The sequence below is a fragment of the Kitasatospora sp. NPDC018058 genome, from assembly GCF_044327205.1.
GTDB lineage: Bacteria > Actinomycetota > Actinomycetes > Streptomycetales > Streptomycetaceae > Kitasatospora.
The window spans coordinates 129,515-154,258 of sequence record NZ_JBIRFA010000001.1 but is presented as its reverse complement, the minus strand read 5'-3'; the positions used below and the strand labels follow the sequence as shown (position 1 = coordinate 154,258).

The 24,744-nt window shown below is 72.5% G+C and carries 23 protein-coding genes and 1 pseudogene; 9 read left to right on the top strand and 15 right to left on the bottom strand.

Annotated elements, in window-relative coordinates; translation table 11 throughout:
• Nucleotides 1–17 precede the first annotated feature (17 nt).
• Complete coding sequence (locus ACH4E7_RS00710; RefSeq protein WP_396246829.1) at nucleotides 18–1,580, top strand: MFS transporter; 1,563 nt, start codon at nucleotides 18–20, stop codon at nucleotides 1,578–1,580.
• A gap of 8 nt (nucleotides 1,581–1,588) precedes the next feature.
• On the top strand, nucleotides 1,589–2,245 hold the full coding sequence (locus ACH4E7_RS00705; RefSeq protein WP_396246828.1) for a TetR family transcriptional regulator: 657 nt from the start codon (nucleotides 1,589–1,591) through the stop codon (nucleotides 2,243–2,245).
• A gap of 166 nt (nucleotides 2,246–2,411) precedes the next feature.
• On the opposite strand, the gene ACH4E7_RS00700 is transcribed toward ACH4E7_RS00705, so the two are convergent.
• A complete protein-coding gene (locus tag ACH4E7_RS00700; RefSeq protein ID WP_396246827.1) occupies nucleotides 2,412–4,130 on the bottom strand; it encodes an alpha/beta hydrolase in 1,719 nt (572 codons plus the stop codon).
• A 94-nt stretch (nucleotides 4,131–4,224) separates the two neighbouring features.
• Between ACH4E7_RS00700 and ACH4E7_RS00695 the strand changes: the two genes are divergently transcribed.
• Nucleotides 4,225–4,587: a hypothetical protein gene (locus ACH4E7_RS00695; protein WP_396246826.1), complete on the top strand. Its 363-nt coding sequence runs from the start codon at nucleotides 4,225–4,227 to the stop codon at nucleotides 4,585–4,587.
• Nucleotides 4,588–4,592: 5 nt separating this feature from the next.
• Here the strand turns inward: ACH4E7_RS00695 and ACH4E7_RS00690 are convergent, their stop codons facing one another.
• From ACH4E7_RS00690 to mca, 5 genes are all read right to left on the bottom strand, one after another.
• Nucleotides 4,593–5,456 (bottom strand): GNAT family N-acetyltransferase, encoded by an 864-nt coding sequence (locus ACH4E7_RS00690; protein ID WP_396246825.1) that lies wholly within the window; start codon nucleotides 5,454–5,456, stop codon nucleotides 4,593–4,595.
• A 74-nt stretch (nucleotides 5,457–5,530) separates the two neighbouring features.
• A complete protein-coding gene (locus ACH4E7_RS00685; RefSeq protein WP_396246824.1) occupies nucleotides 5,531–7,597 on the bottom strand; it encodes a thioredoxin domain-containing protein in 2,067 nt (688 codons plus the stop codon).
• 373 nt (nucleotides 7,598–7,970) lie between these two features.
• A complete protein-coding gene (locus ACH4E7_RS00680; RefSeq protein WP_396246823.1) occupies nucleotides 7,971–9,197 on the bottom strand; it encodes an FtsX-like permease family protein in 1,227 nt (408 codons plus the stop codon).
• A 177-nt stretch (nucleotides 9,198–9,374) separates the two neighbouring features.
• Nucleotides 9,375–9,566, bottom strand: a complete 192-nt coding sequence (locus ACH4E7_RS00675) for a hypothetical protein (protein WP_350515052.1) — start codon at nucleotides 9,564–9,566, stop codon at nucleotides 9,375–9,377.
• A 49-nt stretch (nucleotides 9,567–9,615) separates the two neighbouring features.
• The gene (gene mca / locus ACH4E7_RS00670) at nucleotides 9,616–10,521 is read right to left on the bottom strand and encodes a mycothiol conjugate amidase Mca (protein WP_396246822.1); all 906 of its coding nucleotides are present in this window, start codon (nucleotides 10,519–10,521) and stop codon (nucleotides 9,616–9,618) included.
• 240 nt (nucleotides 10,522–10,761) lie between these two features.
• On the opposite strand from mca, the gene ACH4E7_RS00665 reads away from it, so the two are divergent.
• Together ACH4E7_RS00665 and greA are read left to right on the top strand one after the other, a co-directional pair.
• Nucleotides 10,762–11,175, top strand: coding sequence for a DUF4307 domain-containing protein (locus ACH4E7_RS00665; RefSeq protein ID WP_396246821.1), 414 nt, complete (start codon nucleotides 10,762–10,764; stop codon nucleotides 11,173–11,175).
• A 285-nt stretch (nucleotides 11,176–11,460) separates the two neighbouring features.
• Nucleotides 11,461–11,961: a transcription elongation factor GreA gene (gene greA, locus ACH4E7_RS00660; RefSeq protein WP_355670987.1), complete on the top strand. Its 501-nt coding sequence runs from the start codon at nucleotides 11,461–11,463 to the stop codon at nucleotides 11,959–11,961.
• 148 nt (nucleotides 11,962–12,109) lie between these two features.
• On the opposite strand, the gene ACH4E7_RS00655 is transcribed toward greA, so the two are convergent.
• From ACH4E7_RS00655 to ilvA, 3 genes are all read right to left on the bottom strand, one after another.
• Entirely contained in the window at nucleotides 12,110–12,967 is an 858-nt protein-coding gene (locus ACH4E7_RS00655; RefSeq protein WP_396246820.1) for an ABC transporter permease, read from the bottom strand.
• Between the two features lies 1 nt (nucleotide 12,968).
• Nucleotides 12,969–14,048: an ATP-binding cassette domain-containing protein gene (locus ACH4E7_RS00650; protein WP_396246819.1), complete on the bottom strand. Its 1,080-nt coding sequence runs from the start codon at nucleotides 14,046–14,048 to the stop codon at nucleotides 12,969–12,971.
• A 221-nt stretch (nucleotides 14,049–14,269) separates the two neighbouring features.
• Nucleotides 14,270–15,481, bottom strand: coding sequence for a threonine ammonia-lyase (gene ilvA, locus ACH4E7_RS00645; RefSeq protein WP_396246818.1), 1,212 nt, complete (start codon nucleotides 15,479–15,481; stop codon nucleotides 14,270–14,272).
• A gap of 133 nt (nucleotides 15,482–15,614) precedes the next feature.
• Between ilvA and ACH4E7_RS00640 the strand changes: the two genes are divergently transcribed.
• The gene (locus ACH4E7_RS00640; RefSeq protein WP_396246817.1) at nucleotides 15,615–16,097 is read left to right on the top strand and encodes a MarR family winged helix-turn-helix transcriptional regulator; all 483 of its coding nucleotides are present in this window, start codon (nucleotides 15,615–15,617) and stop codon (nucleotides 16,095–16,097) included.
• 9 nt (nucleotides 16,098–16,106) lie between these two features.
• Here ACH4E7_RS00640 and ACH4E7_RS00635 read toward each other — a convergent pair whose 3' ends face one another.
• Entirely contained in the window at nucleotides 16,107–17,261 is a 1,155-nt protein-coding gene (locus ACH4E7_RS00635) for a cystathionine gamma-synthase (protein WP_396246816.1), read from the bottom strand.
• A 103-nt stretch (nucleotides 17,262–17,364) separates the two neighbouring features.
• Here ACH4E7_RS00635 and msrA point away from each other — a divergent pair, with 103 nt between their 5' ends.
• Both msrA and ACH4E7_RS00625 read left to right on the top strand, forming a co-directional pair.
• The gene (gene msrA / locus ACH4E7_RS00630) at nucleotides 17,365–18,030 is read left to right on the top strand and encodes a peptide-methionine (S)-S-oxide reductase MsrA (RefSeq protein WP_396246815.1); all 666 of its coding nucleotides are present in this window, start codon (nucleotides 17,365–17,367) and stop codon (nucleotides 18,028–18,030) included.
• A gap of 97 nt (nucleotides 18,031–18,127) precedes the next feature.
• Nucleotides 18,128–18,238: pseudogene (locus ACH4E7_RS00625) on the top strand (cupin); the annotation flags it as partial.
• A 15-nt stretch (nucleotides 18,239–18,253) separates the two neighbouring features.
• Here ACH4E7_RS00625 and ACH4E7_RS00620 read toward each other — a convergent pair.
• From ACH4E7_RS00620 to ACH4E7_RS00600, 5 genes are all read right to left on the bottom strand, one after another.
• The gene (locus ACH4E7_RS00620; RefSeq protein ID WP_396246814.1) at nucleotides 18,254–19,141 is read right to left on the bottom strand and encodes a hypothetical protein; all 888 of its coding nucleotides are present in this window, start codon (nucleotides 19,139–19,141) and stop codon (nucleotides 18,254–18,256) included.
• Nucleotides 19,138–19,689, bottom strand: coding sequence for a SigE family RNA polymerase sigma factor (locus ACH4E7_RS00615; RefSeq protein WP_396246812.1), 552 nt, complete (start codon nucleotides 19,687–19,689; stop codon nucleotides 19,138–19,140). The genes ACH4E7_RS00620 and ACH4E7_RS00615 overlap by 4 nt, the downstream gene beginning before the upstream one ends.
• 65 nt (nucleotides 19,690–19,754) lie before the next feature.
• Nucleotides 19,755–21,047 (bottom strand): Ig-like domain-containing protein, encoded by a 1,293-nt coding sequence (locus tag ACH4E7_RS00610; RefSeq protein WP_396246811.1) that lies wholly within the window; start codon nucleotides 21,045–21,047, stop codon nucleotides 19,755–19,757.
• Nucleotides 21,048–21,234: 187 nt separating this feature from the next.
• Nucleotides 21,235–21,570 carry a hypothetical protein gene (locus ACH4E7_RS00605; protein ID WP_396246810.1) on the bottom strand — a complete coding sequence of 112 codons (336 nt, stop codon included), beginning with the start codon at nucleotides 21,568–21,570 and terminating at the stop codon, nucleotides 21,235–21,237.
• A gap of 470 nt (nucleotides 21,571–22,040) precedes the next feature.
• On the bottom strand, nucleotides 22,041–23,441 hold the full coding sequence (locus ACH4E7_RS00600; protein WP_396246809.1) for a cystathionine beta-synthase: 1,401 nt from the start codon (nucleotides 23,439–23,441) through the stop codon (nucleotides 22,041–22,043).
• A gap of 213 nt (nucleotides 23,442–23,654) precedes the next feature.
• On the opposite strand from ACH4E7_RS00600, the gene ACH4E7_RS00595 reads away from it, so the two are divergent.
• On the top strand, nucleotides 23,655–24,725 hold the full coding sequence (locus ACH4E7_RS00595) for an SGNH/GDSL hydrolase family protein (protein ID WP_396246808.1): 1,071 nt from the start codon (nucleotides 23,655–23,657) through the stop codon (nucleotides 24,723–24,725).
• Nucleotides 24,726–24,744 lie beyond the last annotated feature (19 nt).

Sequence of the window (24,744 nt, the reverse complement as noted above, 5' to 3'; positions counted from 1 at the left end):
GGGCCCTGGAGGTCACCGTGCCCGTCACTCCGCCCGACACCGCCACCACCGAGGTCGCCGACCCGCGTCGGTGGCTCGCCCTGGTCGCCGTCGCCCTCAGCGTCCTGGTGATCAGCTTCGACATGACGATCCTCAACGTCGCCCTGCCCACGCTGGCCTCGCAGTTACAGGCCACCACCGGGCAGCAGCAGTGGATCGTCGACGCCTACACCGTGGTGTTCGCCGCCGCGATGCTCCCGGCCGGCCTGCTCGGCGACCGCTACGGCCGCCGCCGCACCCTCACCGCCGGCCTCGCCCTGTTCGGACTCGCCTCCGCCGTCGGCATGCTCACCGACTCCCCCGGCACCCTGGTCGCCGCCCGCGCCGGGATGGGCCTGGCCGGCGCGCTCGTCATGCCGATGTCCATGGCGGTCATCCCCGGACTGTTCCCGGCCGCCGAACAACGCCGGGCCACCGCGATCCTGGCCGCCGCACTCGCCGGCGGCGCCCCGCTCGGGCCGCTGATCGGCGGCTTCCTGCTCCAGCACTTCTGGTGGGGCTCGATCTTCGCGATCAACGTCCCGCTGACCGCGATCGGCGTCGTCGCCTGCGTCCTGCTGCTGCCGGAGAGCCGCAACCCCGCCGCGCCCCGGATGGACCTGCCCGGCACCGCGCTCGCCGCCGCCGGACTGGGCGCGCTCACCTACGGCATCATCGAGGGCGCCGACACCGGATGGGGCGACCCGCTGGTGGTCGGCCCCCTGGTCGGCTCGGTGCTCGCGCTCACCGCGCTGGTACTGCGCAGCCGCCGCCGGAGCGACCCGATGCTCGACCTCGCCCTGCTCGCCGACCGGACCTTCCGCTGGTCCTCGGTCGCGGCCACGCTGATCTCGCTCGTCCTGTTCGGCGCCTTCTTCGTACTACCCCTCTATTTCCAGAGCGTGCTCGGCGCGGACGCCCTCGGCTCCGGACTGCGGCTGATGCCGATGATGCTCGGCCTGCTGATCGCCGCCAGGCTCAGCGACCGGCTGGTCGGCCGGATCGGCGTCCGCACCGTGATCACCCTCGGCCTGGCCCTGCTCGGCGGCGCCCTGCTGTTCGGCAGCCGCACCGGCACCTCCGACGGGTACGGGCGCGCCGCGATCTGGCTCACCGTGCTGGGCCTGGGGATGGGCCTGTCGCTGATCACCGCCCAGGCCTCCGCCCTGATCACCCTGCCACCCGCCAAGGCCGGGGTCGGCTCCGGACTGCTCCAGACCCTGCGGCAGATCGGCGGCGCGATCGGCATCGCCGCCTTCGGCAGCCTGCTGGCCGGGGCCTACCGCGGCGCGCTGGACACCGGCGGTCTGCCGGCCGAGGCGGCACACCGGGCCGGCAAGTCGGTGGTCGCCGCCGACGCCCTCGCCCGGGCCACCGGGCGACCGGCGCTCAGCGCCTCCGCGCACGCGGCGTACGTACACGGGATGGGCGTGGTGTTGCTGGTCGCCGGCCTGGTTGCGGTCGTCTCGGCGGTGCTCGTCGCGGCCCGGATGCCGGCCGACCGGGCGGGCGACCAGACCGCGGACGCACCCGAACCCACCGGCGCCGGAGATCGCCGATAATCGTCGGCATGACTCCCAAGCAGCCGACCGCGGCCCTCCCGGACGCCCCGACCAACCCGGTCCAGGCGCTGCTGGAGGCGCCGCTGTCGCTGCGCGAACGCAAGAAGCTGAAGACCCGGCAGACCATCCGCCGCGAGGCCTACCGGCTCTTCATCGAACAGGGCTACGAGAACACCACGGTCGAACAGATCGCCGCCGCCGCCGAGGTCTCGCCGTCCACCTTCTTCCGCTACTTCGCCACCAAGGACGACCTCGTCCTCTCCGACGAGTACGACCCGGCGATGGTCTCCGCCCTGCTGGCCCGCCCCGCCGACGAACCCTTCCTCACCTCCTGCCGGGAAGCCCTCATCGGCCTGATCCGCGCCCTGCTCCAGCACGAGCGCCAGGAACTGCTGACCCGGATGCGGCTGGTCACCGAGGTCCCCGCGCTGCGCGCCGGACTGGACCGCTCCGGCAACAGCCCGCGGGACCTCTACATCACCGTCCTCACCCGACGGGCCGGCGTCGAGGAGCCCACGTACGACATGCGGGTCACCGCCGCCGCCATCGGCGCCGCCACCACCGAGGCCGTCCTGCAGTGGGCCGCGGGCGACGGCCGGGAGGACATCGCGGACCTGGTCGACCACACCTTCGCCCTGCTCGGAAGCGGCTTCGCCGGGGTGTGAGCCCCGGCGTCGCCCCGCAGGCGGGAGTCCGAAGACACGCCCCAGCGGCGGGACAGCGGGGCCCGGCCCGACTACGGCTTCGACGACACGCGCTCCCCGGAACCCGGCTGCGAATACGTCCGCGGCTTCAACTCCGGCGCCGGCCCGGCCGTCTTCCAACGCACCCTCATCGGCCGTCCACGCGCTGGACGTCGCCGTTGCCCGTCACGATGGTGGCGATGTTGCCCAGCGAGGGGCCACCGTTCTCCGGGGTGAGGTACTTGGTGTGGGCCCCGTAGAAGGGATCGTTCGCCGCACTCCGGTCGTCGACGGAGAAGCGGTCGGCCCCGAAGGTCTTGCCGGCCGGGTCCTTCCCGTACCAGGTCCCGCCCGGATCGAAGATCAGGTGTTCGACGGTCGCGACGATGAACCCGTGGCTCTCGGTGTTCGACACGTCGTCGTACGTGGGCAGGTGCGTGACCGGATCGTCGGCCGCGGCCCCGACCCACACATGGCCGGGCATCTTCAGGTCGGACGCCTTCTCCGCGCCGACGCCCGGGCTGCCGACGAACACCACGTCGTCCGGCCGCGCGTAGGGCGGATCGGCCGCGAGCCTCGTGGCGAGGCCCGCCACGAGTGACCCGTAGCTGTGACCGATCGAGGTGATGTGCGCAGGCGCGTTTCCCTCGTGGCCGGCCCGCAACCCGGTGAGGAACTTCGCGTAGTCGGGGGCACCGTTCTTCGCCGCCTCGGGGGAGGCCGCCGTCGGATCGGCGTCCGGGGCGTCGTAACCCAGCCAGACGACGGAGGCGACCGAACTTCCGGGCTTCTTCCTCTTGTCTGCCTCGCGCCAGAGGTTCAGCGTGTTCTCCGCCTCATTGGTACCGGGCTTGTACGGCTCCGGCTTCCGGGCCAGCGAATCGGGGGTGGAGGTGATCCCCGGGACGTAACTGGAGATGTCCGTGGCGGTGTCGGGGTTGCCGAAGGAGATGATCGCCCGTCCGTTGCCCCCGGTGCTGACGCCGAGCAGGTAGGCGAGCGGCTGGGTGGCCAGGTTGTCCTCGTTGTCCTTGAGCCGGCTCTGAATCGGCAGGAGCTTCTTGTACTCCTCCGTATCGGTCATGCCGTCATCATGGAGCTGTTTGATCCGGGCGTTCAGGTACATCCGGTTGAGCTGGTCCCGCACCTCGGCCGGAATGCCGTCCAGGTTCCGGATCGCATCCGGGTGTTGCCCGCTGAACCACTTCTGGCCTTGCGGGTCCAGGCTTTTCCACCAGGAGTTGACCTCCGTCGGGGACGCCTTGTCTCCAGGCATGTCCCTCTTCCAGGGCTCCCCGCCCGCGGAGTTCGCCGACGCCAGGTCCATCTCGGCCGTCAGACCCAGGCCGGACTTGGCCTCCGCGTGCTTGGTGTACGTGTTCAGCAGCTCCGCCAGCTTCCGGTCCGCTTCCGTCGCCTCGGTGAGCGCGGCAGCGATCCGCTTGCTGATGTCCTCGGCCGCCGCCCGCTGCTTGTCCTCCCGGCCCGGCGCCGAGTACGGGTTCGCCGACGGGGGCCAGCTCACCCTGCCGGAGTCGCCGACGTCGAAGCCCTTCTCGGTGGCGTCACCGAGGGCCTTGCGGAGTCTCGACTGAGCCAGTGCGAAGAGGTCCGCGTAGTCGCGCAGGCTGGTGCCGATAGCAGCCATCTCCAGGTCGGCCCCGTGCAGCTTCATGGTCGTCGCGTCGATGACCGGAATGGCGGCGAGGGCCGCCGAGCCCTCCCAGCCGGAGGCGTGCACCCGGTCGGCGGTGCCCTTCTTCCAGTCGTCGACGTGCTGCTTGAACGCCTTGTGCAGCGCGTCGTACGCGTCCGCCGCTGCGATCAGACCCGACAGGTCGACGTTGTTCAGGCTCGTCAGATCCATCTATCAGCCCCCGCCACCGACAAGGAGTGAGCTTCCTTGCACGTACGGTTACCATAACGCCCACGACCGACGCGGAGAGTCCCGGGGAAGACCGATGGCGGGTGGGAACGGGTTCATGGCCAAGCCGGACGAGCTGACGGCGGCCGGGAACAACGCGGTGACGGTGGGCGGGAACGTGCCGGGCGAGACGACGAAGCTCGCCGAACCCACCACCACGGCGGTCGCGAGCCTGGCCGGCTGGCAGAGCGCGGCGGCGCTGCGGGGCTGCGGCGCCGCCTGGAAGAAACTGCTCGACGAGCTCGGCGGCGACATGGAGTCGGCCGGCGGCAATCTGATCGACTGCGCCACCCACTACCGGCAGGGCGACACGCTGCCGATGCCGCCCACTCCGACGACCACCGTCCCGGATCCCTTCAACACCAAGGTGACCGGCGGCAACATGCCCGGCGACGGGTAACTCCCCTACCGCGCCTCGAAGTCCAGTACCACGGCGTCCTCCACCGCCCGGTACCCGATCTGCTGGTAGATCGAGTTGCTGATCGGATTGTCGAGGTCCGTGTACAGCAGCACTTCCTGCGCCCCCAGCCCGAGCACATGTGCGGACGCGGCCGCCGTGACGGCGCTGGCGTAGCCGTGGCCGCGGAGGTCGGCGGGGGTGTAGACCGGGCCGATGCGGGACATGCCGGCGAGGACCGGGCTGGTGCCGGCGAACGAGACGGGGTGGCCGCCGTCCTCCCAGAGGTGGATGCCGCCGTTCGCGATCTTCTCGTCGACCGTCTTGGGCACGTCGGGGTGGCGGACCTTGGCCTCGGCCAGGAACCCGTGGTACCAGCCGATCACCAGCTCACGGTCGGCCGGTTCGGCGAGCCGGTGGCGGCCGGCCGGCGGGCGCGGCGGGTCGGTCAACTCGCCGAGCCGGTAGAGCCGTTCGTTGACGCTGACGGTCCGCTCGGCGCCGGTGGCGGCCGTCCAGGCCGCGCCGAAGGCGTGGGCCGCCTCGGCTCCGCCGCCGATCCCGGTCACCTCGGTGAACTCGGCTCCGGCGGCGGCCAGTCGCACCGCCAGTTCGGCCGCCGCGGCCGGCGGCATGGCGGAGAGCCGGGGCGGGAAGGGCGGGGTCTGCAGGAAGGCGCCCTCGACCGCGCCGCCGTCCCCGCCGCGCCACCATCCGAAGACCGGCGGGCGTTCCCCGAACACGTCGAGTCCGGACCCGGCCAGCCGGTGGGCGATGGTGAGCAGGACGGTGTTCTCGGCCGGGCGGGCGGCCAGGAAGTCACCCGCCTGATCGCGGAAATCGTCGAGCGAGGTGCTGAGGGTCCAGGTCATGGCCCATGCTCGCCCCGACCGGCCTCCACCCGCCAGTGATTATTCGCCCACGAGCCGCCATTACCCGGCCGCCGCTACCCGAGCGCAGCCCCGAGCCGCTCCCCCAGCACCGCCGGCTCCGTGGTCGGCGCATCGCAGGCGAAGTGCCGGCACACGTACGCGGCGGGCGCCCCGCCCACCAGCGGCCGGTCGGCCAACAGGGGGACTTCGGTGTCCCCCGGTTCCCCCACCGCGACGACGGCCCCCGGCGCCGTCCCCAGCAGGGCGGCCCGCCGCAGCGCCGCGGTGGCCGGGTGGCCGGCCGGGCCGACGACGGCGATCTCGCGCGGCCCGTCGAGCAGCGCTTCGGCGACGGCCAGGCCCCAGCCGATGAACCGCGGGGCCCGCCCGGCCAGCGCTCCGACGATGCCGACGGCTCGCTCGGCGGCGGTGCGGTGGCGGTCGGAGCCGGTGTACGCGGCGTAGGTGAGCAGGGCGCCGGCGGCGGCCGTCCAGCCGGACGGGGTGGCGTTGTCGGTCGGGTCCTGCGGGCGGCGGATGAGTTCCTCGGCGTCGTCGGCGGTGTCGTAGAGCGCGCCGGAGGCCTCGTCGGTGAAGTGCTTGAGCACGGTGTCGAGCAGCGCGCCGGCCAGTTGCAGCCAGGAGGCCTCGCCGGTGACGGCGTACAGCGCGAGGAAGCCTTCGGCGGTGTCGGCGTAGTCCTCCAGGACGCCCGCGTTGGCGCCGGCCCGGCCGTCCCGGGAGGTGCGCAGCAGCCGCCCGTCGGGGGTGAGGTGGACGGCGAGCAGCAGGTCGGCGGCGCGTTCGGCGGCGTCGACCAGGTCGGGGCGGTCCAGCAGGGCGCCGGTCTCGGCGAGTGCGGCGATGGCGAGGCCGTTCCAGGCGGCGACCACCTTGTCGTCGCGGGCCGGGGCGGGGCGGGTCGCCCGGGCCTCGAACATCCGGGTGCGGATCGTCTCGTACTCGGTGCGGCCCTCGACCGGGTCCTCGGTGAAGTCCTCGGGGTCGACGAGGAGTTGGAGTACGGAGGTGCCGTGCTCGAAGGTGCCGTCGGCGGTGACGGTGAACAGCCGGGCGGCGGTGGCCGCGTCGGCCGGGCCGAGCAGGTCGACCAACTGGCCCGGCTCCCAGGCGTAGTAGGCGCCCTCGGCGGTGGCGCCGGTCTCCTCGTCCAGGCTGTCGGCGTCCAGTGCGGAGGCGAACGCGCCTTCGGGCGTGCGGAGTTCGCGCAGCAGGAAGTCGGCGGTGGTCAGCGCGACCCGTCGGGCGAGTGCGGAGCCGGTGGCCCGCCACAGGTGCAGGTAGGCGCGCAGCAGCAGGGCGTTGTCGTACAGCATCTTCTCGAAGTGCGGCACGACCCAGTCGGCGTCCACGGAGTACCGGGCGAAGCCGCCGCCGAGCTGGTCGTGGATGCCGCCTCGGGCCATCGCCTCAGCGGTACGGACGGCCATCTCCAGTGCCGCCTCCGAGCCGGTGCGGGCGTGGTGGCGCAGCAGGAACTCGACCACCATGGCCGGCGGGAACTTGGGCGCCCCGCCGAAGCCGCCGCGGTTCTGGTCGAACTCCCGGCTGAGGGCGACCAGCGCCTGGTGCAGGTCCGCCTCGCCCGGCGGGTGGTGGGCGCCGGCCGAGTAGACGGCGGCCCGCTCGGCCAGGTCGGCCCGGATCCGGCCGGCGACCTCCCCGACCTCCTGCCGCCGGTCCCGCCAGGCGGCGTCCACGCCCTCCAGCACCTGCCGGAAGGACGGCATCCCGTGCCGGGGCTCCGGCGGGAAGTACGTGCCGAAGTAGAACGGCTCCTTCGCCGGGGTGAGGAACACCGTCATCGGCCAGCCGCCCTGCCCGGTCGCCGCCTGCACGGCCCCCATGTACACGGCGTCGACGTCCGGCCGCTCCTCCCGGTCCACCTTGACCGCGACGAACCGCTCGTTCAGGTACTCGGCGAGCCCGGCGTCCTCGAAGCTCTCATGCGCCATCACATGGCACCAGTGGCAGGCGGCGTAGCCGACCGACAGCAGCACCGGCACTCCGCGCCGCTCCGCCTCCGCGAAGGCCTCGGGCCCCCACGGCCACCAGTCGACCGGGTTCTCGGCATGCTGCAGCAGGTAGGGCGAGGTCGCGTCCGCGAGACGGTTCGGCATGCCCTCCATCCTCCCGCATCCGGGGCTACGGCACGGACCAGTGGCCGATCCCGAGGTTGGTGTCGCAGGTGCGCATCCGCCGGAGCACCCTGGTCAGGTCGACGGCCGCCGCGGTCGTCGGGGCGGCGGTGGCGGAGGCTGGGGGCGGCCTCCGGGGAGGGGCGGGGTCTCGGTCATGGACGGTGCCCTCCTCGCCTGGGCGGCGCGGGCGAAGGTTCAGGGCTGCGGGCCAGGCTGCGGTCCGGCCGGGCCGGGCGGCGGTCGGCCCGGCCGGGCAGTGGTCCCAGGCCGGTGGCGGCGCCCAGGGCCGAGGCCGACTCGCCGCCGTACGGCAGCCGGAACGACCGGCCCAGGTCCCGGCCGCCCGCCCCGCTCACACCGAGCCCGCCGCGAACTGCCGCTGGATGCCACGCAGTGGACGGGCCGCCAGCGTCGCCGGGACGACCGTGGCGACCAGCACCCCGAGCAGCACGCCGACCGTCCACGGCACGTCCAAGGCGGGCAGCGGCCCCTGTCCGACCGCCCGGGCCAGCGGCACCAGGCAGATCCCGGCCGTGATCACCGCCAGGACCGTCCCGACCAGCGCCGAGGCAAGCACCTCGTACACCACGCAGCGCAGCAGCTGCCCGCGGCCGAGGCCGAGAGCCCGCAGGTGGGCACGCTGGGAACGGCGGTCCCGCTGGGCGATGGCGCAGGTGTTGGCGACGGCGAGTAGCGCGTAACCGGCCACCACGGAGACGATCAGCCGGGAGGCCGTGTCGTCCTGCACGTTGCGCGGACGCAGGTGGGCCAGGTAGCCGGCCCGCGTGGCGAGCCGCTGGCCGGACCGGAGCTCCCAACCACTCGGATCGCCGCGGAGCAGCACCCGGTCGGAGTACGGGGCCGGGGTGTGGGCGAGGGTGAGGTCGGCCGGGAGGACGAACGACGGGAAGGCCAGGTCCCGCCGATAGACGGCGATGAGCCGCAGCTGGGCCTCCTGTCCGTCGGCGAGCTCGAAGGTGCCGCTCTGGCCGAGTCTCCAGTGGTGCGAGGTGGCCTCGGTGCTGCCGGCGGCGAACGTGCCGGGCACCAACTCGTCCAGCCGGCCCTGCTGTTCACCGAGGTCCAGGACACTCCACAGGGCCGCCCCATCGGCACCCCAGGCGCGGGTGGGCCGGGGCTCGTCGTCGTAGAAGCCGGGCGGCGCGGTCACCTCGGTGGCGATCGGCGCGACGGCGATGCCGCCGGGCAGGCCGGCGGGCCGGGCGGGCAGCCTGCCGCCCGGCTCGGCGGTCACCACGGCGTCGGCCCGCAGCGCCTGCTCGGTCTGCTGCTGCACGGCGGCCCCTATGGTCGCCCCCGAGCCGAGCAGGCAGACCACGGTGCCGACGGCCAGCAGGACAGGCACCGCGATCGCGGCCGTCCGGGCGGGCGCGGCGCGCAGCCCGGCGGCGGCAATGTGCCGGGCCCGCCGGTCGAGCAGCCGCAGCAGGGCGCAGACCGGGCCGGTCAGTGGCGGCACGAACCAGGGCGCCAGCACCGCGAGCGCGGGGATGAAGATCGTGGCCAGGCCCAGCACCATCGCGCCCTGGAGCACCGGCGGCATGTCCATCGCGACCATCACGACCAGGATCGGCCCGCAGAGCAGGAGGACCCGCCCTGCGCACCACGGTGTGCCACGACCACGTCATGGTTCGGGATCCTACGAAGCCCGGCAGCGCGCCGGACCGGCTTCGTGGAAAGCGGCTCCGGCCCGGCCGCCGTTCGCGAGCGCGGACGACGGCCGGGCCGGAGTGGGTCACTCCTTGGGTGCCTCCGGCTCCTCGGCGAAGTCGACCTTCTTGAACTGCCGGTTCATCGACTTGGCCAGGAACCACGTCGCCACGCCGAGCGCGGCGAAGACGACGAAGCCGAGGAGACCGGGGGTGACCTTGGCGTCGTCGACGGCGAGGTCAGCGGCGAGGTGGATGAGGTTCACGGGGGCACTCATATCTCTATGGTGGCCCGGCTCACGTCGAGCCGGGCCGTCGGGGGGTGGGTCAGTCGCGCACGTCGGCGACCTCGGCCGCCAGGGTGGGGGTGCGCAGGCCGGCGAACAGGTCGTCTTCCGGCAGGTCCACATCGATCAGGGTACGGCTGAGCTCGTAGTCCTCGGTGGGCCAGACCTCGCGCTGGACCTCCAGCGGGACGCGGAACCACGGCCCGTCCGGGTCGATCTGGGTGGCGTGGGCGATCAGCGCGCGGTCGCGGGTCTCGAACCAGTCGTCGCAGCGCACCCGGGTGGTGATCTCGCGCTCCTTGCGGCCGCTCTTCTCCCAGCCGGCGATCCACTCGCCGTACGGGGAGTCGAGGCCGTGCTCGGTGAGGTACTGGTGCAGCGCCCGGATCCGGCCCATCGGGAAGCCGTGGTTGTAGTACAGCTTCAGCGGCTGCCAGGGCTCGCCGGCCTCGGGGTAGGCGTCCGGATCACCCGCGGCGTCGAAGGCCACCATGGTGATCTTGTGGGTCATGATGTGGTCCGGGTGCGGGTAGCCCCCGTTCTCGTCGTAGGTCGTGATGACCTGCGGCTTGAACTCGCGGATCAGCCGGACCAGCGGCTCGGCCGCCTCCTTCACGTCCTGCAGGGCGAAGCAGCCCTCGGGCAGCGGGGGCAGCGGGTCCCCCTCCGGCAGGCCGGAGTCGACGAACCCCAGCCAGGCCTGCTTGACGCCGAGGATCGCCCGCGCCTCGTCCATCTCCTTGCGCCGGACCTCGTGGATGTTCTCCTCGATGTACGGGTCCCCCTGGAGCTTGGGGTTGAGAACCGACCCGCGCTCGCCCCCCGTGCAGGTGGCCACGAGTACGTCCACGCCCTGCTCGACGTACATGGCCATGGTGGCCGCGCCCTTGCTGGACTCGTCGTCCGGGTGGGCGTGCACCGCCATCAGTCGCAACTGCTCAGTCAACGCCTTGCGTTCCTTCCACATCATCGGGCGTTCCGCGAAGTCCGGTCTGCCCACCGTACGAACCGCTCACTTCGGGACCGCGTCGCCGCAAGGCCGGCCTCCGGCCGGTGGCCGGCACGGCCGGGCCCCGCCCCCGCCGGACCGGCCGCGGGCGTGCCCCTCCTATAGTGACGGACTGGAGGAGCGTCGCATTCCCCCGCACCGCCCGCGCGGCCCCTCCCCGGGAAAGGACGAAGTCCGATGACTGCACAGACCACCGCCGCCCAGCTGCCCGAAGGGCGCTACGGCCGGAGCGGGAACAGCGAGTCGGACCGCCGCCTGAAGGTGGTCGGCGCGGTCTGCGGCGTGCTCGGCCTGGGCCTGATCGCCTGGCTGGGCGGTTCCTACCTGGTGCGCGAGTCGAAGATCAACGGCTCGGTGCCGACCTTCCAGGTGGTGTCCGACTCCGAGGTCCAGCTGCAGCTGACCGTCCGCAAGAGCGACGGCACGGCCGGCACCTGCACGGTCCGTTCGCAGGGCGACGACCACGCGGTGGTCGGGGTGGCCGACTTCCCGGTCCCGGCGGCCGGGTCGAGTTACGAGGCCACCGTCACCCTGCGCACCACCGCCCGCGGCACCACCGCCGAGCTGCTGGGCTGCACCCCGGCGAAGTAGGGGGAACGGCCCGGGGAGGCATACTCGTTCGAGAGAACGGGCATCCGTATGGGGTCCCGCACCGTCCCGCACCCGGCCCCCGTACACCACGGCGTGACGCCGTCGTCAATCACGCGACAACGCCTCTCCCACTTGTCGGCAGGACTTGTTAGGCTCGTGGTTTCGCCCCTTCCGCACCGGATGGTACGGGAGCGGGCGTTGCTTTGTAGTTAAGACCGATATCACCGACGACCCTGCTGACGACTCACACCCTCAGCACAGCCCCAGCACCTACGAGGAGCACCCGTGACCCAGACCAGCGAGAACGTGACCTGGCTCACTCAGGCCGGCTACGACCAGCTCAAGGCCGAGCTGGATCATCTGACCGGGACCTGGCGCATCGAGATCGCCCAGAAGATCGAGGCGGCGCGCGAGGAGGGCGACCTCAAGGAGAACGCCGGCTACCACGCGGCGAAGGAGGAGCAGGGCAAGACCGAGCTGCGCATCCGCCAGCTGACCCAGCTGCTGGAGCGCGCCAAGGTCGGCGAGGCCCCGGCCGACTCGGGCGTGGTGGCCCCGGGCATGATCGTCACGGTCGCCTTCGACGGCGACGAGGACGACCTGATGGAGTTCCTGCTCGCCTCCCGCGAGGTCGCGGGCGCCGACGACCTGGACGTCTACTCGCCGCAGTCGCCGCTGGGCCGCGCGATCGACGGCAAGAAGATCGGCGACGAGGCCACGTACGAGCTGCCGAACGGCAAGCCGGCCATGGTGAAGATCGTCAAGGTCGTTCCGCACGCCGGCTGATCCGGCCCCTGAACGCCGCCGAGGGCGGTCGCCGAGTCCTGGGACCCGGCGACCGCCCTCAAGCGTTCCGCGCCCGAAGGCGACACCCGAGCGCGACACCCGAGCGCGGCTCCCGAGAGCAGCTCCCGAACGCGACAGCAGAAACGATTCACCCCACGGCAGAGCGGTACTTGCGCACCGACAGCCAGGAGAACACCGCCGTGATCACCAGCGACCACAGCACCGACACCAGCGCCGCGTGCTGCATCGGCCAGGCGCTGTCCACCGGCCCGACCTGGTTGCCGAAGAGGTCCCGGCAGGCCTGCACGGTGGCGCTGAACGGGTTCCAGTACGCGATCGCCTTCAGCCAGTCCGGCATCGAGCTGACCGGCACGAAGGCGTTGGACACGAAGGTCAGCGGGAACAGCCAGATCAGCCCGGCCGAGGTGGCCGCCTCGGGGCTGCGCACCGACAGGCCGATCAGCGCGCCGATCCAGGAGAAGGCGTAGCCGAGCAGGAGCAGCAGGCCGAAGGCGCCGAGCGCCTTGAGCGCCCCGTTGTGGATCCGCCAGCCGACCGCCAGCGCGACCAGCGCCAGCACGACCACGGTGAACGCGGTCTGGCACAGGTCCGCGAGGGTGCGGCCGACCAGCACCGCCGAGCGGGCCATCGGCAGCGAGCGGAAGCGGTCCACCAGGCCCTTGGTCATGTCCTCCGCGATGCCGGCCGAGGCACCGGCGGTGGCGAAGGTGACGGTCTGGGCGAAGATGCCGGCCATCAGGTACTGGATGTACGTGTCGGTGCTGGAGCTCGCCCCGGGGATCTTGATCGCCCCGCCCATGACGTACGAGAACAGCAGCACGAACATGACCGGCTGCATGAGCCCGAAGACCACGATCTCGGGGATCCGGGACATCCGGCGCAGGTTCCGCTTGGCGACCACCCAGGAGTCGTGCAGGGTCGCGTTCAGGCCCCGGCGTCGCGTGGGCATGGCCGCGCCGATGGCGTGTTCGGTGACGGTGCCCATCTCAGCGCTCCGTTCCGGCCGTGACGGCCTGCTGCCGGTCCGGCTCCCGGCTCCCGGCGCCGTCCGCGCCGGCCCCCTTGCCGCGTCCCCGGTCGCCCCGGCCGCGGCCCTCGGGGTCCTCGCCGCCGTCCTCCTCGGCCGTCTCCGCGGCGTGGCCGGTGAGGGTGAGGAACACGTCGTCCAGGGTCGGGCGGCGCAGGCCGATGTCGTCGATCTCGATGCCGCGGCCGTCCAGTTCGCGGATGGCGTCGGCGAGCACCCGGGCGCCACCGCTGACCGGCACGGTGATCTTCCGGGTGTTCTTCTCCACCACGGGCTCGCCCAGCGCGTAGCCGGACAGCGCCGCGACCGCGTCCGTGACCAGGCCCGGGTCGTGCACCACGACCTCGATCCGCTCGCCGCCGATCTGCGCCTTGAGCTGGTCGGCGGTGCCGCGGGCGATCACCCGGCCGTGGTCGACCACCGCGATGTCGTGGGCGAGCCGGTCGGCCTCCTCCAGGTACTGGGTGGTGAGCAGCAGCGTGGTGCCCTGCTCGACCAAGGTCTCGATGACCTCCCAGAGCGCGAGCCGGTTGCGCGGGTCGAGGCCGGTGGTCGGCTCGTCCAGGAACATCACCGGTGGCCGGACGACCAGCGCGGCGGCGAGGTCGAGCCGACGGCGCATACCGCCGGAATAGGTCTTGGCGGTGCGGTTCCTGGCCTCGGTGAGGTTGAACCACTCCAGCAGTTCCAGCGCGCGGGCCTTCGCGGCGCGGGTGCTCATCTGGTAGAGCTCGCCGACCATTGTGAGGTTCTCGAAGCCGGTCAGGTACTCGTCGACCGCCGCGTACTGGCCGGACAGTCCGATCAGGCTGCGGACCTCGTCCGGGTGCTTGAGCACGTCGACGCCGGCCACCACCGCGCGGCCGGAATCGGGGCGGAGCAGGGTGGTGAGGACACGCACGGTAGTGGTCTTGCCGGCGCCGTTCGGGCCGAGCAGCCCGAGCACCGTGCCCTCGGGGACGTCGAGGCTGACGCCGTCCAGGGCCCGTACGTCTCCGAAGGTCTTCACCAGGTTCTCGGCTTGGATGGCTGGCGCCATGGCCTGCCTCATCTCCTTGGGCGAATATGGGCGATCTGTCACGCCTCGCCCGGATTTCAGGCATGCGGGCGACTCGGTTCCCGACCACCGACACAGAACGCGATGTATCGCGAGTCTGACAACTCGCGATACATCGCGTCAAGGGGGTTGGGGCGAAGAGATCCGCGCGATCCCAACCGAACGACGCCGCCCCGGAGGAGCGCCACGCCGGCCGGACAGCCTCAGCCCGAGACCACGTACCCCGCGTCCCGCAGCTCGCCGACCACCAGCGCGCAGTGCTCCGGCCCCTTGGTCTCCAGGTGCAGGTCCACCTCGACCTCGGCCAGCCCCAGCCAGGGGTCGATCCGGACGTGCGCGACGTCCAGCACGTTGGCGTCCACCCTGGTCAGCACACCCAGCAGGTCCGCCAGCGAGCCCGGCTTGTCCGCCAGGCGCACCCGCAGCGACAGGTAGCGCCCGGCCGCCGCCAGCCCGTGCCGCAGCACCCGCTGCATCAGCTGCGGGTCGATGTTGCCGCCGGACAGCACCGCCACCACCGGGCCCTCGAAGGAGTCCGGCCGCTCCAGCAGCGCCGCGATCGGGGCCGCCCCGGCCGGCTCGACCACCAGCTTCAGCCGCTCCAGGCCGAGCAGCAGGGCCCGCGAGAGCGCGTCCTCGGAGACCGTGCGGATGCCGTCCGCCAGCGTATTGATCACCTCGAACGGGATGTCCCCGGGGCGCCCGACCATGATCCCGTCGGCCATGGTGCTGAACTGCTCCAGCGACACCGGCCGCCCGGCCGCCAGCGAGGGCGGGTACGCGGCCGCGGCCGCCGCCTGCACCCCGATCACCCGGACGTCCGGCCGCAGCGGCTTGACCGCCGCCGCGATCCCGGCCAGCAGCCCGCCGCCGCCCACCCCCACCAGGATGGTGCGCACCTCGGGGCACTGTTCCAGGATCTCCAGCCCGACGGTCGCCTGGCCGGTGATGATGTCCCAGTGGTCGAAGGGGTGGATGAACACCGCGCCGGTCGCCTCCGAGTACCGCTGCGCGGCCTGCAGCGCCTCGTCCACGGTGGTGCCGTGCAACCGCACCTCGGCGCCGTACTCACGGGTGGCCGCGACCTTCGGCAGCGGCGCCGCGACCGGCATGAAGACGGTGGAGTGCACCCCCAGCAGCGAGGCCGCCAGCGCCACCCCCTGGGCGTGGTTCCCGGCGCTCGCCGCCACCACCCCGCCGGCCCGCTGCACCGGCGAGAGTCCCGCGATCCGCACGTACGCCCCACGCAACTTGAAGGAGCCGGTGCGCTGCAGGTTCTCGCACTTCAGGTGGACCGGTGCACCGATCAGCCCGGACAGGTACCGGCTGCTCTCCATCGGGGTCACCCGGGCGACCCCGGCGAGCATCTTCTGGGCCCCGCGGACGTCGTCGAGGGTGACCGGCCAGTTGCGCATGACGTCAGCCTAGGGCGCTCCATGGGGGGCAGGCCGGATCAGCGCGCGGCGTCGGGGCTGTTCCCGGGCCCGCCCGGCCCGCGTACGCTGCTGCTTCTGAGCCTTCCTCACCGCACGACGATCGTGAGCCGCGATGACGACGACCTCGCCCCAGGCCACCGACCGAACCGAGCCCGTGCACACCCAACTCCAGTACCAGCTGGCGGTGTTCGCCCGCCGGATGGAACAGGTCCGGACCTCCGGCGGCGGCGTCGGGGCGCTGGACCGGGCCGCCTACCTGCTGCTCGACCGCCTGGAGCGGCACGGGCCCGCGAACGTCAAGGCGCTGGCCGAGGCGCTCGGCGTCGACTCCTCCACGGTGACCCGCCAGGTCGCCCCGCTGGTCGCGGCCGGGCTGGTCGGCCGGGTCCAGGACCCGGCCGACCGCCGCGCGGTGCGGCTCGCGCTGACCCCGGGCGGCGCCGGCCGGCTCGCCGAAGTCCGGGACGGCCGGGCCGAGTTGACCCGCCGCCTGACGGCCGGCTGGCCGCCCGAGGAGCAGCAGGCGTTCTGCGCCCTGCTGGCCCGTTTCAACCACGCGATGGAGTCGTACACGGCGGACCAGCAGGGGCAGTGACCGACGTGCCTAGCCCAGCGCCTGCGTGAGGTCGGCCAGCAGGTCGTCGATCGACTCGATGCCGACCGAGACGCGCACCAGGTCGGCCGGAACCTCCAGCGGCGAACCGGCCGCCGAGGCGTGGGTCATCCGGCCCGGGTGCTCGATCAGCGACTCCACGCCGCCCAGCGACTCGCCCAGGGTGAACAGCTGCGCGCGGTTGCAGACCTCGACGGCCGCCTCCTCGCCGCCGGCGACCCGGAACGAGACCATGCCGCCGAAGGCCTTCATCTGCTTGGCGGCGATGTCGTGGCCGGGGTGCTCGGGCAGGCCCGGGTACAGCACCTGGCTGACCTTGGGGTGGCTCGCCAGCAGCTCGGCGACCTTCTCCGCGTTGGAGCTGTGCCGGTCCATCCGGACGCCCAGCGTCTTGATGCCGCGCAGCACCAGCCAGGCGTCGAACGGGCCGGAGACGCCGCCCATCGCGTTCTGGTGGTACGCGACCTCCTCACCCAGGCCCGCCTCGGCCAGCACCAGGGCACCGCCGACCACGTCCGAGTGGCCGCCCATGTACTTGGTGGTGGAGTGCACGACCGCGTCCGCGCCGAGCGCGATCGGCTGCTGCAGGTACGGGCTGGCGAAGGTGTTGTCGACCACCAGCAGCGCCCCGGCGCCGTGCGCGACCTCGGCCAGCGCGGCCAGGTCGGTGATGCCCAGCAGCGGGTTGGACGGGGTCTCCACCCACACCGCGCGGGTGTGGGGGCGCAGCGCGGCCCGGACCTCGTCCAGGTGCTGGGTGTTGGCGACGGAGAACTCGACGCCCCAGCGGGTCAGCACCTTGGCGAACAGCCGGAAGGTGCCGCCGTAGGCGTCGTTGGGGATCACGATGTGGTCGCCCGGCTTGAGGATGGTGCGCAGCAGGGTGTCCTCGGCGGCCAGGCCGGAGGCGAAGGCGAGGCCGCGGGCGCCGCCCTCCAGCGCGGCGAGGCACTCCTCCAGCGCGGTGCGGGTCGGGTTGGCGCTGCGGCTGTACTCGTAGCCGCCCCGCAGGCCGCCCACCCCGTCCTGCTTGTAGGTGGACACCTGGTAGATCGGCGTGACGACGGCCCCGGTCTGGGGGTCTGCTTCCTGACCCGCGTGGATGGCGAGGGTCTCGAAGCCCTGGGGAAGCTGGTGCTCGGTCATGGCTCCGAGCCTAGTGGCCGTACGCCGGCAGGCTCGCCGGAATCCGCGGACGGCCCGGCGCGTTGAACCCTGGGCAACCCTTCCTACCCCGCTGGAGCAGGCCGTGCTGTTCAACCGCCACAAGACCTCGCTCGTCCCCGCCGACCAGGCGCTGCCCGGCCGCCAGGCCCCGGCCTTCACCCTGGCCGAGCCGCACACCGTGCTCGGCCACCCGCTCACCGGGCCGTACCCGGAGGGGCTGGAGGTGGCCGACTTCGGGCTGGGCTGCTTCTGGGGCGCCGAGCGCACGTTCTGGCGGCTGCCCGGCGTCTGGACGACGCTGGTCGGCTACCAGGGCGGCTACACCCCGAACCCGACGTACGAGGAGGTGTGCAGCGGCCTGACCGGGCACACCGAGGCGGTCCGGGTGGTGTTCGACCCCGCGCTGATCTCGTACGAGCGGCTGCTGAAGGCCTTCTGGGAGGCGCACGACCCGACCCAGGGCAACCGTCAGGGCAACGACGTGGGCACCCAGTACCGCTCCGCGCTCTACACCCACTCCCCCGCCCAGGCCGCCGCCGCGACCGCCACCCGGGACGCCTTCCAGCCCGCGCTGACCGCGCTCGGTCACGGCCCGATCACCACCGAGATCGCCCCGGCCGGCCCGTTCTACCCGGCCGAGCCGTACCACCAGCAGTACCTGTCCGAGGCCAAGAACCCCAACGGCTACTGCGGTCTCGGCGGCACCGGCGCCTCCTGCCCGATCGGCGTGGCCAAGACCGAGAGCTGAGACGCGAAGCACCGACAGGAGCCCCCACCCTTCACGGACGGGCCGGCCCCCCTGGAAGGGCCGGCAGGGGCGGCCCGGCCACCGCGCTGGTGGCCTCGGCCCCGGCGACTCCATGGTCTGCCCGCCCGGCCACGACGCCTGGGTCCTGGGCGACGAACCGTGCGTGATCGTCGACTGGCAGGGCTTCGCGGACTACGCGAAGCGGTGAGGCGGCGCGACCGCCTCAGTGAGCGGTCGGCGCGGTCGGCACCGCCGGCGTGGCGGTCCCGGTGGCGCGCGGCGCGTAGAACCCCGCGGCCCCCGCCGGCGCGGTGGTCTCGGTGGCGCCCGGCGCGTGAACCGACTTGTGGTCCGCCGTCCGGCCGGGGGACTCGGTCAGCAGCCGGTCCTGGGCGTCGTAGACGCCGATCGGGTCGGCCGGCCACCCCTGGGGGCCGGTCTGCAGCGGCTGGGGCTTGACGGGCCTGACCAGGTAGAAGGCCGTCCAGTTCTTCATCCCCGGAGCGGTGACCAGGGTGGCCGGGACGGGATTGCCGTCCTCGAACAAGATGATCTTGCTCGGGGTCGGGCCCAGGTAGAAGCAGAGCGACACCAGATGCTGTCCGTCACCGCTGCCCTGGCAGTAGATCTGCGGCCGGGAGTGGTCCAGGTTGTCACTGGCGACGTCCCGGCAGCCGAACGCCGAGTACCACTTCCCGTTCGGGCCGAGCTGCTCGTCGCAACGCTGGGTCTCGGTCACCCACATCCGGGAGCCATCGGTGACCTGCACCTTCTCCCCGACCGCGACCCGCCGGACCGGCGAGAGCGGCAGCGCGGTCGGGGTCGCGGCCGGAGTAGCCTCCGGCACCAGGGCGGTCACCCCCGCCGAGGGGGTCATCGCCGCCCCCGCCTCGGCCGCCTCGGCCGCGACGTCCCCGACGTGCCGGGCGCTGCCGGCCGTCACCGCCGTCACCCCGCAGACCAGGGCCGCTGCGAGCGCGGCCGCCGCGGCCCCCATCCTGCGCCGGGCCCGGCGGCGCCGGGCGCCGACGATGACCGCCTCCGGGTCCGGCCCGGCCGCCAGCGGGTCCTCGTCCTTGAGCAGCTGTCCGAGTCTGTCCTCGAAGCTCATACCGTCACCTCGATGTGCGTCATGGGGCCCGCCGCTCCGCCGGTGCGGTCGGCGAGTTCGGGGAGTGCGCGCAGCTTCGACATCGCCCGGTTCAGCGTGCTCTTCACGGTGCCCTGGGCGATTCCCAGTTCGGCCGCGATGGCGGCCTCGGCGAGGTCCCCGTAGTACCGCAGCACGACGACCGTCCGCTCCCGGCGGGTCAGTGTGCCCAACGCCTGGTGCAGCAAGGCCCGTTGGGCCTGCCGCTCGGCCAGGTCCTCGGCCAGCGGCCGGTCGGGGGTGTGGTCGGTGGGCAGCTCGCGATTGCGCAACCGGCGCCACCAGTCGCGGTGCTGGTTCACCACGATCCGGCGGACGTACGCGGTGGGGTCGTCGCCGGTGATCCGGTGCCAGTGCAGGTAGGCACGTTCGAGTGCCGACTGCACGATGTCCTTGGCCCGGTCCGGATCGCCGGTCAACAGCTCGGCCAGCCGCAACAGTTGGTGGCCGCTCCCGGCGACGAACGCGCTGAACTCGGCGTCCTGTCGCTGTCTCTGCTCGCGCTTCACACCCACCTGACTCCTCGGGCGGACCGCGAGGTTCGGTCCGCCCGGGAAGAATTCTCAGGTGACGGTCAGGCGGCGCTGCCGGCCTTCCACTCGGCCCAGCTCAGGTTCCAGCCGTTCAGGCCGTTGTCCGGGGCGACGGTCTTGTCGCCGGAGTTCACGACCTCGACCACGTCGCCGACCATCGAGGACTTGTAGAACTTGTAGCCGTCCGTGCTGCTGTCCTGCGCGCCCTTGGCGTCCTGCAGGCCGACGCAGCCGTGGCTGGTGTTCTGACCGCCGAAGATCGACGGCGAGGACCAGTAGTTGCCGTGGATGAAGGTGCCCGAGGTGGTGAGGCGCTGGGCGTGCGGCACATCGGCGATGTCGTACTCGCTGCCCAGGTTGACGGTCTGCGAGTTCATCCGGGTCTGGGTGAACTGCTCGGAGATGACCATCTTGCCGCCCCAGGTGGTGTGCTCGGGGGCGCCGCCGGAGATCTTGTAGACGGCGCTGACCTGGCCGTCCGTGGTGACGGTGAGCTTCCTGGTGGCGAGGTCCGCGACACTGGTCTGGGCGCGGCCGATGGTGAAGCCGACGTCCTTGGACTGGGTGCCGTACACGCCCTTCGCGCCCTCGACGTCCTTGAGCCGCAGCTTGAGGGTGACCTTGGTGCCCTTGGCCCAGTAGTCCTGCGGCCGGAAGTCGAGCCGGGTGCTGGAGAACCAGTGCCCGACGATCTCGACGCCCGGCTCGGCTATCACGGTGATCGCCTGCTGGACGGCCTTGCGGTCGGTGATCGGCTTGCTGAAGTTGATCGAGACCGGCATGCCGACGCCGACCGTCGAGCCGTCCTCGGGAGTGAAGTAGCCCACGAAGGTGTTGGCCGGGGTCGCCGTGGTGAAGGTGGCGTTGGCGTCCGCCTCCAGCTTGTCCTTGTCGAGGGCGGTGGCGGTGACGGAGTACTTGGTGCCGCTGGCCGGGGCCGCGGCCGAGGTCCAGCCGGTGTTGTCGGAGGAGAGCTGGCCGGCCAGCTCCTTGCCGGTGGAGTCGGTGACCTTGACGGTGCCCAGGGTGCCGTTGCTGACGGTCACCTTGACCGGCTCACTGAAGCTGGCGCCGGTGGCGCCGTCCGCCGGGCTGACGGTGATGACGGCGGCCGAGGTCTTCGGGGCGCTGCTTCCGCCGCCCGAGCCCGGGGTGCCGCTGGCACCGGAGCCGCCGGAACCGCCGCTACCCCCGCTGCCGTTGTTGCCGCTGTTGCCGCTGTTGTCGTTGCAGGCCGCCAGCAGCAGCACGGGCGCGCCGATCAGGCCCGCGAGCACTCCACGTCGGCTCCAGTTCCCTCCGGCCACCCGCCCCTGACCGTCCCGTGCCGTCACGTCGCGTCTCCCTGCTGATCATCCCGGGCATTTACGGATACAGAAACGCAATCCACCCGCCCACGGTTCCACCACCGAAGGGTAAGCGATCGTATGAGATGACCCAACTTCCCGACGAACATGAACAAAACGCCCAGCCCGCCGAAGCGGACCGGGCGTTCACGAGCGGTGACGGTACGGGCGGCCGCTACTCGTCCGACGCGTCCACGGTGTACTCGTCCCACTCCTCGCTCTCGGGGTCGAACTCGGTCTGCGCCGACTCCCAGGTGGCCGAGGCGAGCTCGATGCCCGGGACCTCGCCGAGCAGCGCGACGGGGTCGATGAAGTGGGCGAGCGAACCCGACGGGTCCACCTCGATGGCCTCGACGGACTGGGCCCGCTCCTCGTCGTCGAGGTACTCGTCCTCGGCGACCTGCTTCAGGGCCGCGGCCTTGAGCGCGCCCTCGTCGGTGATCTCCGCGATCAGCTCGATCTTGAGCTTGACGTAGCGCGGGGCGTCCTCGGTCGTTTCAGTGCTGGTCATGCGTGCGAGCGTACGGGACGACGGGCCGCCCGGCGCACCGGAAGGGCCGGCCCCTCGGAGAAGGACCGGCCCCACCGTCTCTCCGCATCGACTCCCCCACCCGGGAGCCGCGGAGACGCGCCGTACGGCGCGGTGTGCGCCACGGGAGCCGCCGCACCCTGTCGACCGGCCGGAGCCGGGCAGGGGCGGGACGACGGCGCCTCCCGCGGCGGGCCCCTCCCTCCGATGCCGGTCGGGGAGGGCGGACACGGCGGACCGGGTCAGGACCGTCCGACGTGTCCGGAGCCGACCGCGCCCGCCGGGGAGCCGCTCCCGGTGGCCGCTGCCGTCTCGCTCGGCGTCTTGCCGTTGACCACCACGATGCCGGAGCGTTGTTAACCACGTGCTGCGGGCAGGTGACGTCGGTGTACCACTTCGCCCGTGGACGAACCCACCGGATCCGTCCACGGGCGAAGCACGGTGACCGATCGTCAGTGGGCGGCGCGGGTGGTCAGGAAGCCCAGCAGGTCCTGGCGGGTGACGATGCCCTGCGGCTTGCCCTCCACCAGCACGACCGCCGCGTTGGCCTTCTCCAGCACGGTCATCAGGTTGGTGACGGTCTCACCGGAGCCGACCACCGGCAGCGGCTTGGACATCACCTTGTCCAGCGTGTCGGTCAGCTCGATGTCCTTGGCGAAGATGCCCTCCAGCAGCAGCTTCTCCACCACCGAGCCGATCACCTCGCCGGCCATGATGTCCGGGTGCCCGGCGCCCGGGGAGACCACCGGCATCTGGGAGACGCCGTACTCGCGCAGCACCCGGACCGCCTCGGCGACCGTCTCGTTGGGGTGCATGTGGACGAACTGCGGGATGCCGCCCTGCTCGATGGCCTCCTTGCGGGCCAGCACCTCGCCGATGTGGGCCTCGTCGGTGGACGAGGGCAGGAAGCCGTAGTCGGCCATCCAGTCGTCGTTGAAGATCTTCGACAGGTAGCCGCGGCCGCCGTCCGGCAGCAGCACCACCACGACGTCGTCCGGCCCGAGCTCGCGGGCCACCTCCAGCGCGGCCACCACGGCCATGCCGCAGGAGCCGCCGACCAGCAGGCCCTCCTCCTTGGCCAGGCGGCGGGTCATCTGGAACGAGTCCTTGTCGGAGACGGCGACGATCTCGTCCGCGACGTTGCGGTCGTAGGCGGTCGGCCAGAAGTCCTCACCGACGCCCTCGACCAGGTACGGACGGCCGGTGCCGCCCGAGTAGACCGAGCCCTCCGGGTCGGCGCCGACCACCTTGACCTTGCCGCCGGAGACCTCCTTCAGATAGTTGCCGGTGCCGGAGATGGTGCCGCCGGTGCCGACGCCCGCCACGAAGTGGGTGATCTTCCCCTCGGTCTGCTCCCACAACTCCGGGCCGGTGGAGTGGTAGTGCGAGGCCGGGTTCTCCGGGTTGGAGTACTGGTCCGGCTTCCAGGCGTTCGGGGTCTCGCGGACCAGGCGGTCGGACACGTTGTAGTACGAGTCCGGGTGCTCCGGCGCGACGGCGGTCGGGCAGACGACCACCTCGGCGCCGTACGCGCGCAGGGTGTTGATCTTGTCAGTGGACACCTTGTCGGGACAGACGAAGATGCACTTGTAGCCCTTCTGCTGGGCCACGATCGCCAGACCGACACCGGTGTTGCCCGAGGTCGGCTCCACGATGGTGCCGCCCGGCTTGAGGGCGCCCGAGGCTTCGGCGGCCTCGATCATGCGCATCGCGATGCGGTCCTTCACCGAGCCGCCGGGGTTGAAGTACTCGACCTTCGCCAGCACTGTCGCGCTGATGCCCTCGGTGACCTTGTTCAGCTTGACCAGCGGCGTGTTGCCGACCAGGTCGATGATCGAGTTGTGGTACCGCACGGGGGTCCTCCCGGTCTTTGGGCATGCGAGTGCATTCGGTACTGCAAAGCCTAGGGCGTGGGCGGCGCCCCGGGGTTCCGCTCGGGCGCACCTCCCCCAATGGCCCACCCCCACCGCCACCTCCGGTACTCCCGCCGCCCATCCGGGTAAGACCGCTGTGCAGGCACGGCCGTGTCCCCGCCGGGGCGGCACGAGGACGCGAAGGGGGCACGGATGCCAGGCACAGCGGACTCGCGGGCGCGGGTGGCCCGCCGGATCGCCACCGCGGCGGCGTACGGTGGCGGCGGGCTCGGCCTGCTCGGCGTGGGTCTGGTCGGCCTGCTGCTGACCGAGAGCAAACTCGCCATCCAGGCCATCGGCATCCTGGAGACCCACCCGCCCAAGGTCGACGGCGTCTACGGCGAGGCCTTCGCCGACGGCACCGCCGCCCCGCAGCGGCCGCTGGTGCTGGCCGTCCTCGGCGACTCCACCGGCGCCGGCCTCGGCGTGGCCCGCGCCCGCGAGACCCCGGGCGCACTGCTGGCCGCGGGCCTGGCCTCGGTGGCCGAGCGCCCGGTGCGGCTGGTCAACGTGGCCCGCTCCGGCAGCCGCTCCGCCGACCTCTCCGGCCAGCTGGAACAGGCCCTGCCGCACCACCCCGACGTCGCCGTGATCATGATCGGCGCCAACGACGTGACCCGGCACAGCCCGGCCCAGGTCGCCGTCCGCCACCTCGGCGAGGCCGTCGCCGCCCTGCGCGCCAACGGCTGCGAGGTGGTGGTGGGCACCTGCCCGGACCTCGGGACGATCAAGCCGGTCCGCCCGCCGCTGCGCTGGGTGGCCCGGCGGCTCAGCCGCCAGCTGGCCGCCGCGCAGACCATCGCGGTGGTGGAGGCGGGCGGCCGCACCGTCTCGCTGGGCTCGCTCCTGGGCCCGGAGTTCGCCGCCCGGCCGGAGATGTTCGCCTCCGACCGCTACCACCCCTCCGCCCAGGGCTACGCCACCGCCGCGATGACCGTCCTGCCCTCGGTCTGCGCGGCGCTCGGCCTGTGGCCGGAGGAGGAGCGCCCGACCGCCCCGGTCCCGGGCGAGACCGTGCTGCCGGTCGCGGTGGCCGCCGCGGCCGCGGCCGGACGCGCGGGCACCGAGGTGGCGGGCGTGGAGGCGGAGGGGGCGGGTCGGCGCTGGGCCCTGTTGAGGCATCGGCTGCGGATCGGCCTGCCGGGCCCGGAGAGCGGGAAAGGGCCAGGCACGGACCCCGGGGATACGTCGGCCAGCTCACACGCTGAGGCCGGTGACGCCTGAACTACCAAGCGGTAGCTTA

Bases quoted from the DNA above. Each gene is read 5' to 3' on its own strand.
- ACH4E7_RS00705 (WP_396246828.1), top strand. From the start codon at position 1,589: ATGACTCCCAAGCAGCCGACCGCGGCCCTCCCGGACGCCCCGACCAAC.
- ACH4E7_RS00700 (WP_396246827.1), bottom strand. From the start codon at position 4,130: ATGGATCTGACGAGCCTGAACAACGTCGACCTGTCGGGTCTGATCGCA.
- ACH4E7_RS00695 (WP_396246826.1), top strand. From the start codon at position 4,225: ATGGCGGGTGGGAACGGGTTCATGGCCAAGCCGGACGAGCTGACGGCG.
- ACH4E7_RS00690 (WP_396246825.1), bottom strand. From the start codon at position 5,456: ATGACCTGGACCCTCAGCACCTCGCTCGACGATTTCCGCGATCAGGCG.
- ACH4E7_RS00685 (WP_396246824.1), bottom strand. From the start codon at position 7,597: ATGCCGAACCGTCTCGCGGACGCGACCTCGCCCTACCTGCTGCAGCAT.
- ACH4E7_RS00680 (WP_396246823.1), bottom strand. From the start codon at position 9,197: ATGGTCGCGATGGACATGCCGCCGGTGCTCCAGGGCGCGATGGTGCTG.
- ACH4E7_RS00675 (WP_350515052.1), bottom strand. From the start codon at position 9,566: ATGAGTGCCCCCGTGAACCTCATCCACCTCGCCGCTGACCTCGCCGTC.
- ACH4E7_RS00665 (WP_396246821.1), top strand. From the start codon at position 10,762: ATGACTGCACAGACCACCGCCGCCCAGCTGCCCGAAGGGCGCTACGGC.
- ACH4E7_RS00655 (WP_396246820.1), bottom strand. From the start codon at position 12,967: ATGGGCACCGTCACCGAACACGCCATCGGCGCGGCCATGCCCACGCGA.
- ACH4E7_RS00650 (WP_396246819.1), bottom strand. From the start codon at position 14,048: ATGGCGCCAGCCATCCAAGCCGAGAACCTGGTGAAGACCTTCGGAGAC.
- ilvA (WP_396246818.1), bottom strand. From the start codon at position 15,481: ATGCGCAACTGGCCGGTCACCCTCGACGACGTCCGCGGGGCCCAGAAG.
- ACH4E7_RS00640 (WP_396246817.1), top strand. From the start codon at position 15,615: ATGACGACGACCTCGCCCCAGGCCACCGACCGAACCGAGCCCGTGCAC.
- ACH4E7_RS00635 (WP_396246816.1), bottom strand. From the start codon at position 17,261: ATGACCGAGCACCAGCTTCCCCAGGGCTTCGAGACCCTCGCCATCCAC.
- ACH4E7_RS00620 (WP_396246814.1), bottom strand. From the start codon at position 19,141: ATGAGCTTCGAGGACAGACTCGGACAGCTGCTCAAGGACGAGGACCCG.
- ACH4E7_RS00605 (WP_396246810.1), bottom strand. From the start codon at position 21,570: ATGACCAGCACTGAAACGACCGAGGACGCCCCGCGCTACGTCAAGCTC.
- ACH4E7_RS00595 (WP_396246808.1), top strand. From the start codon at position 23,655: ATGCCAGGCACAGCGGACTCGCGGGCGCGGGTGGCCCGCCGGATCGCC.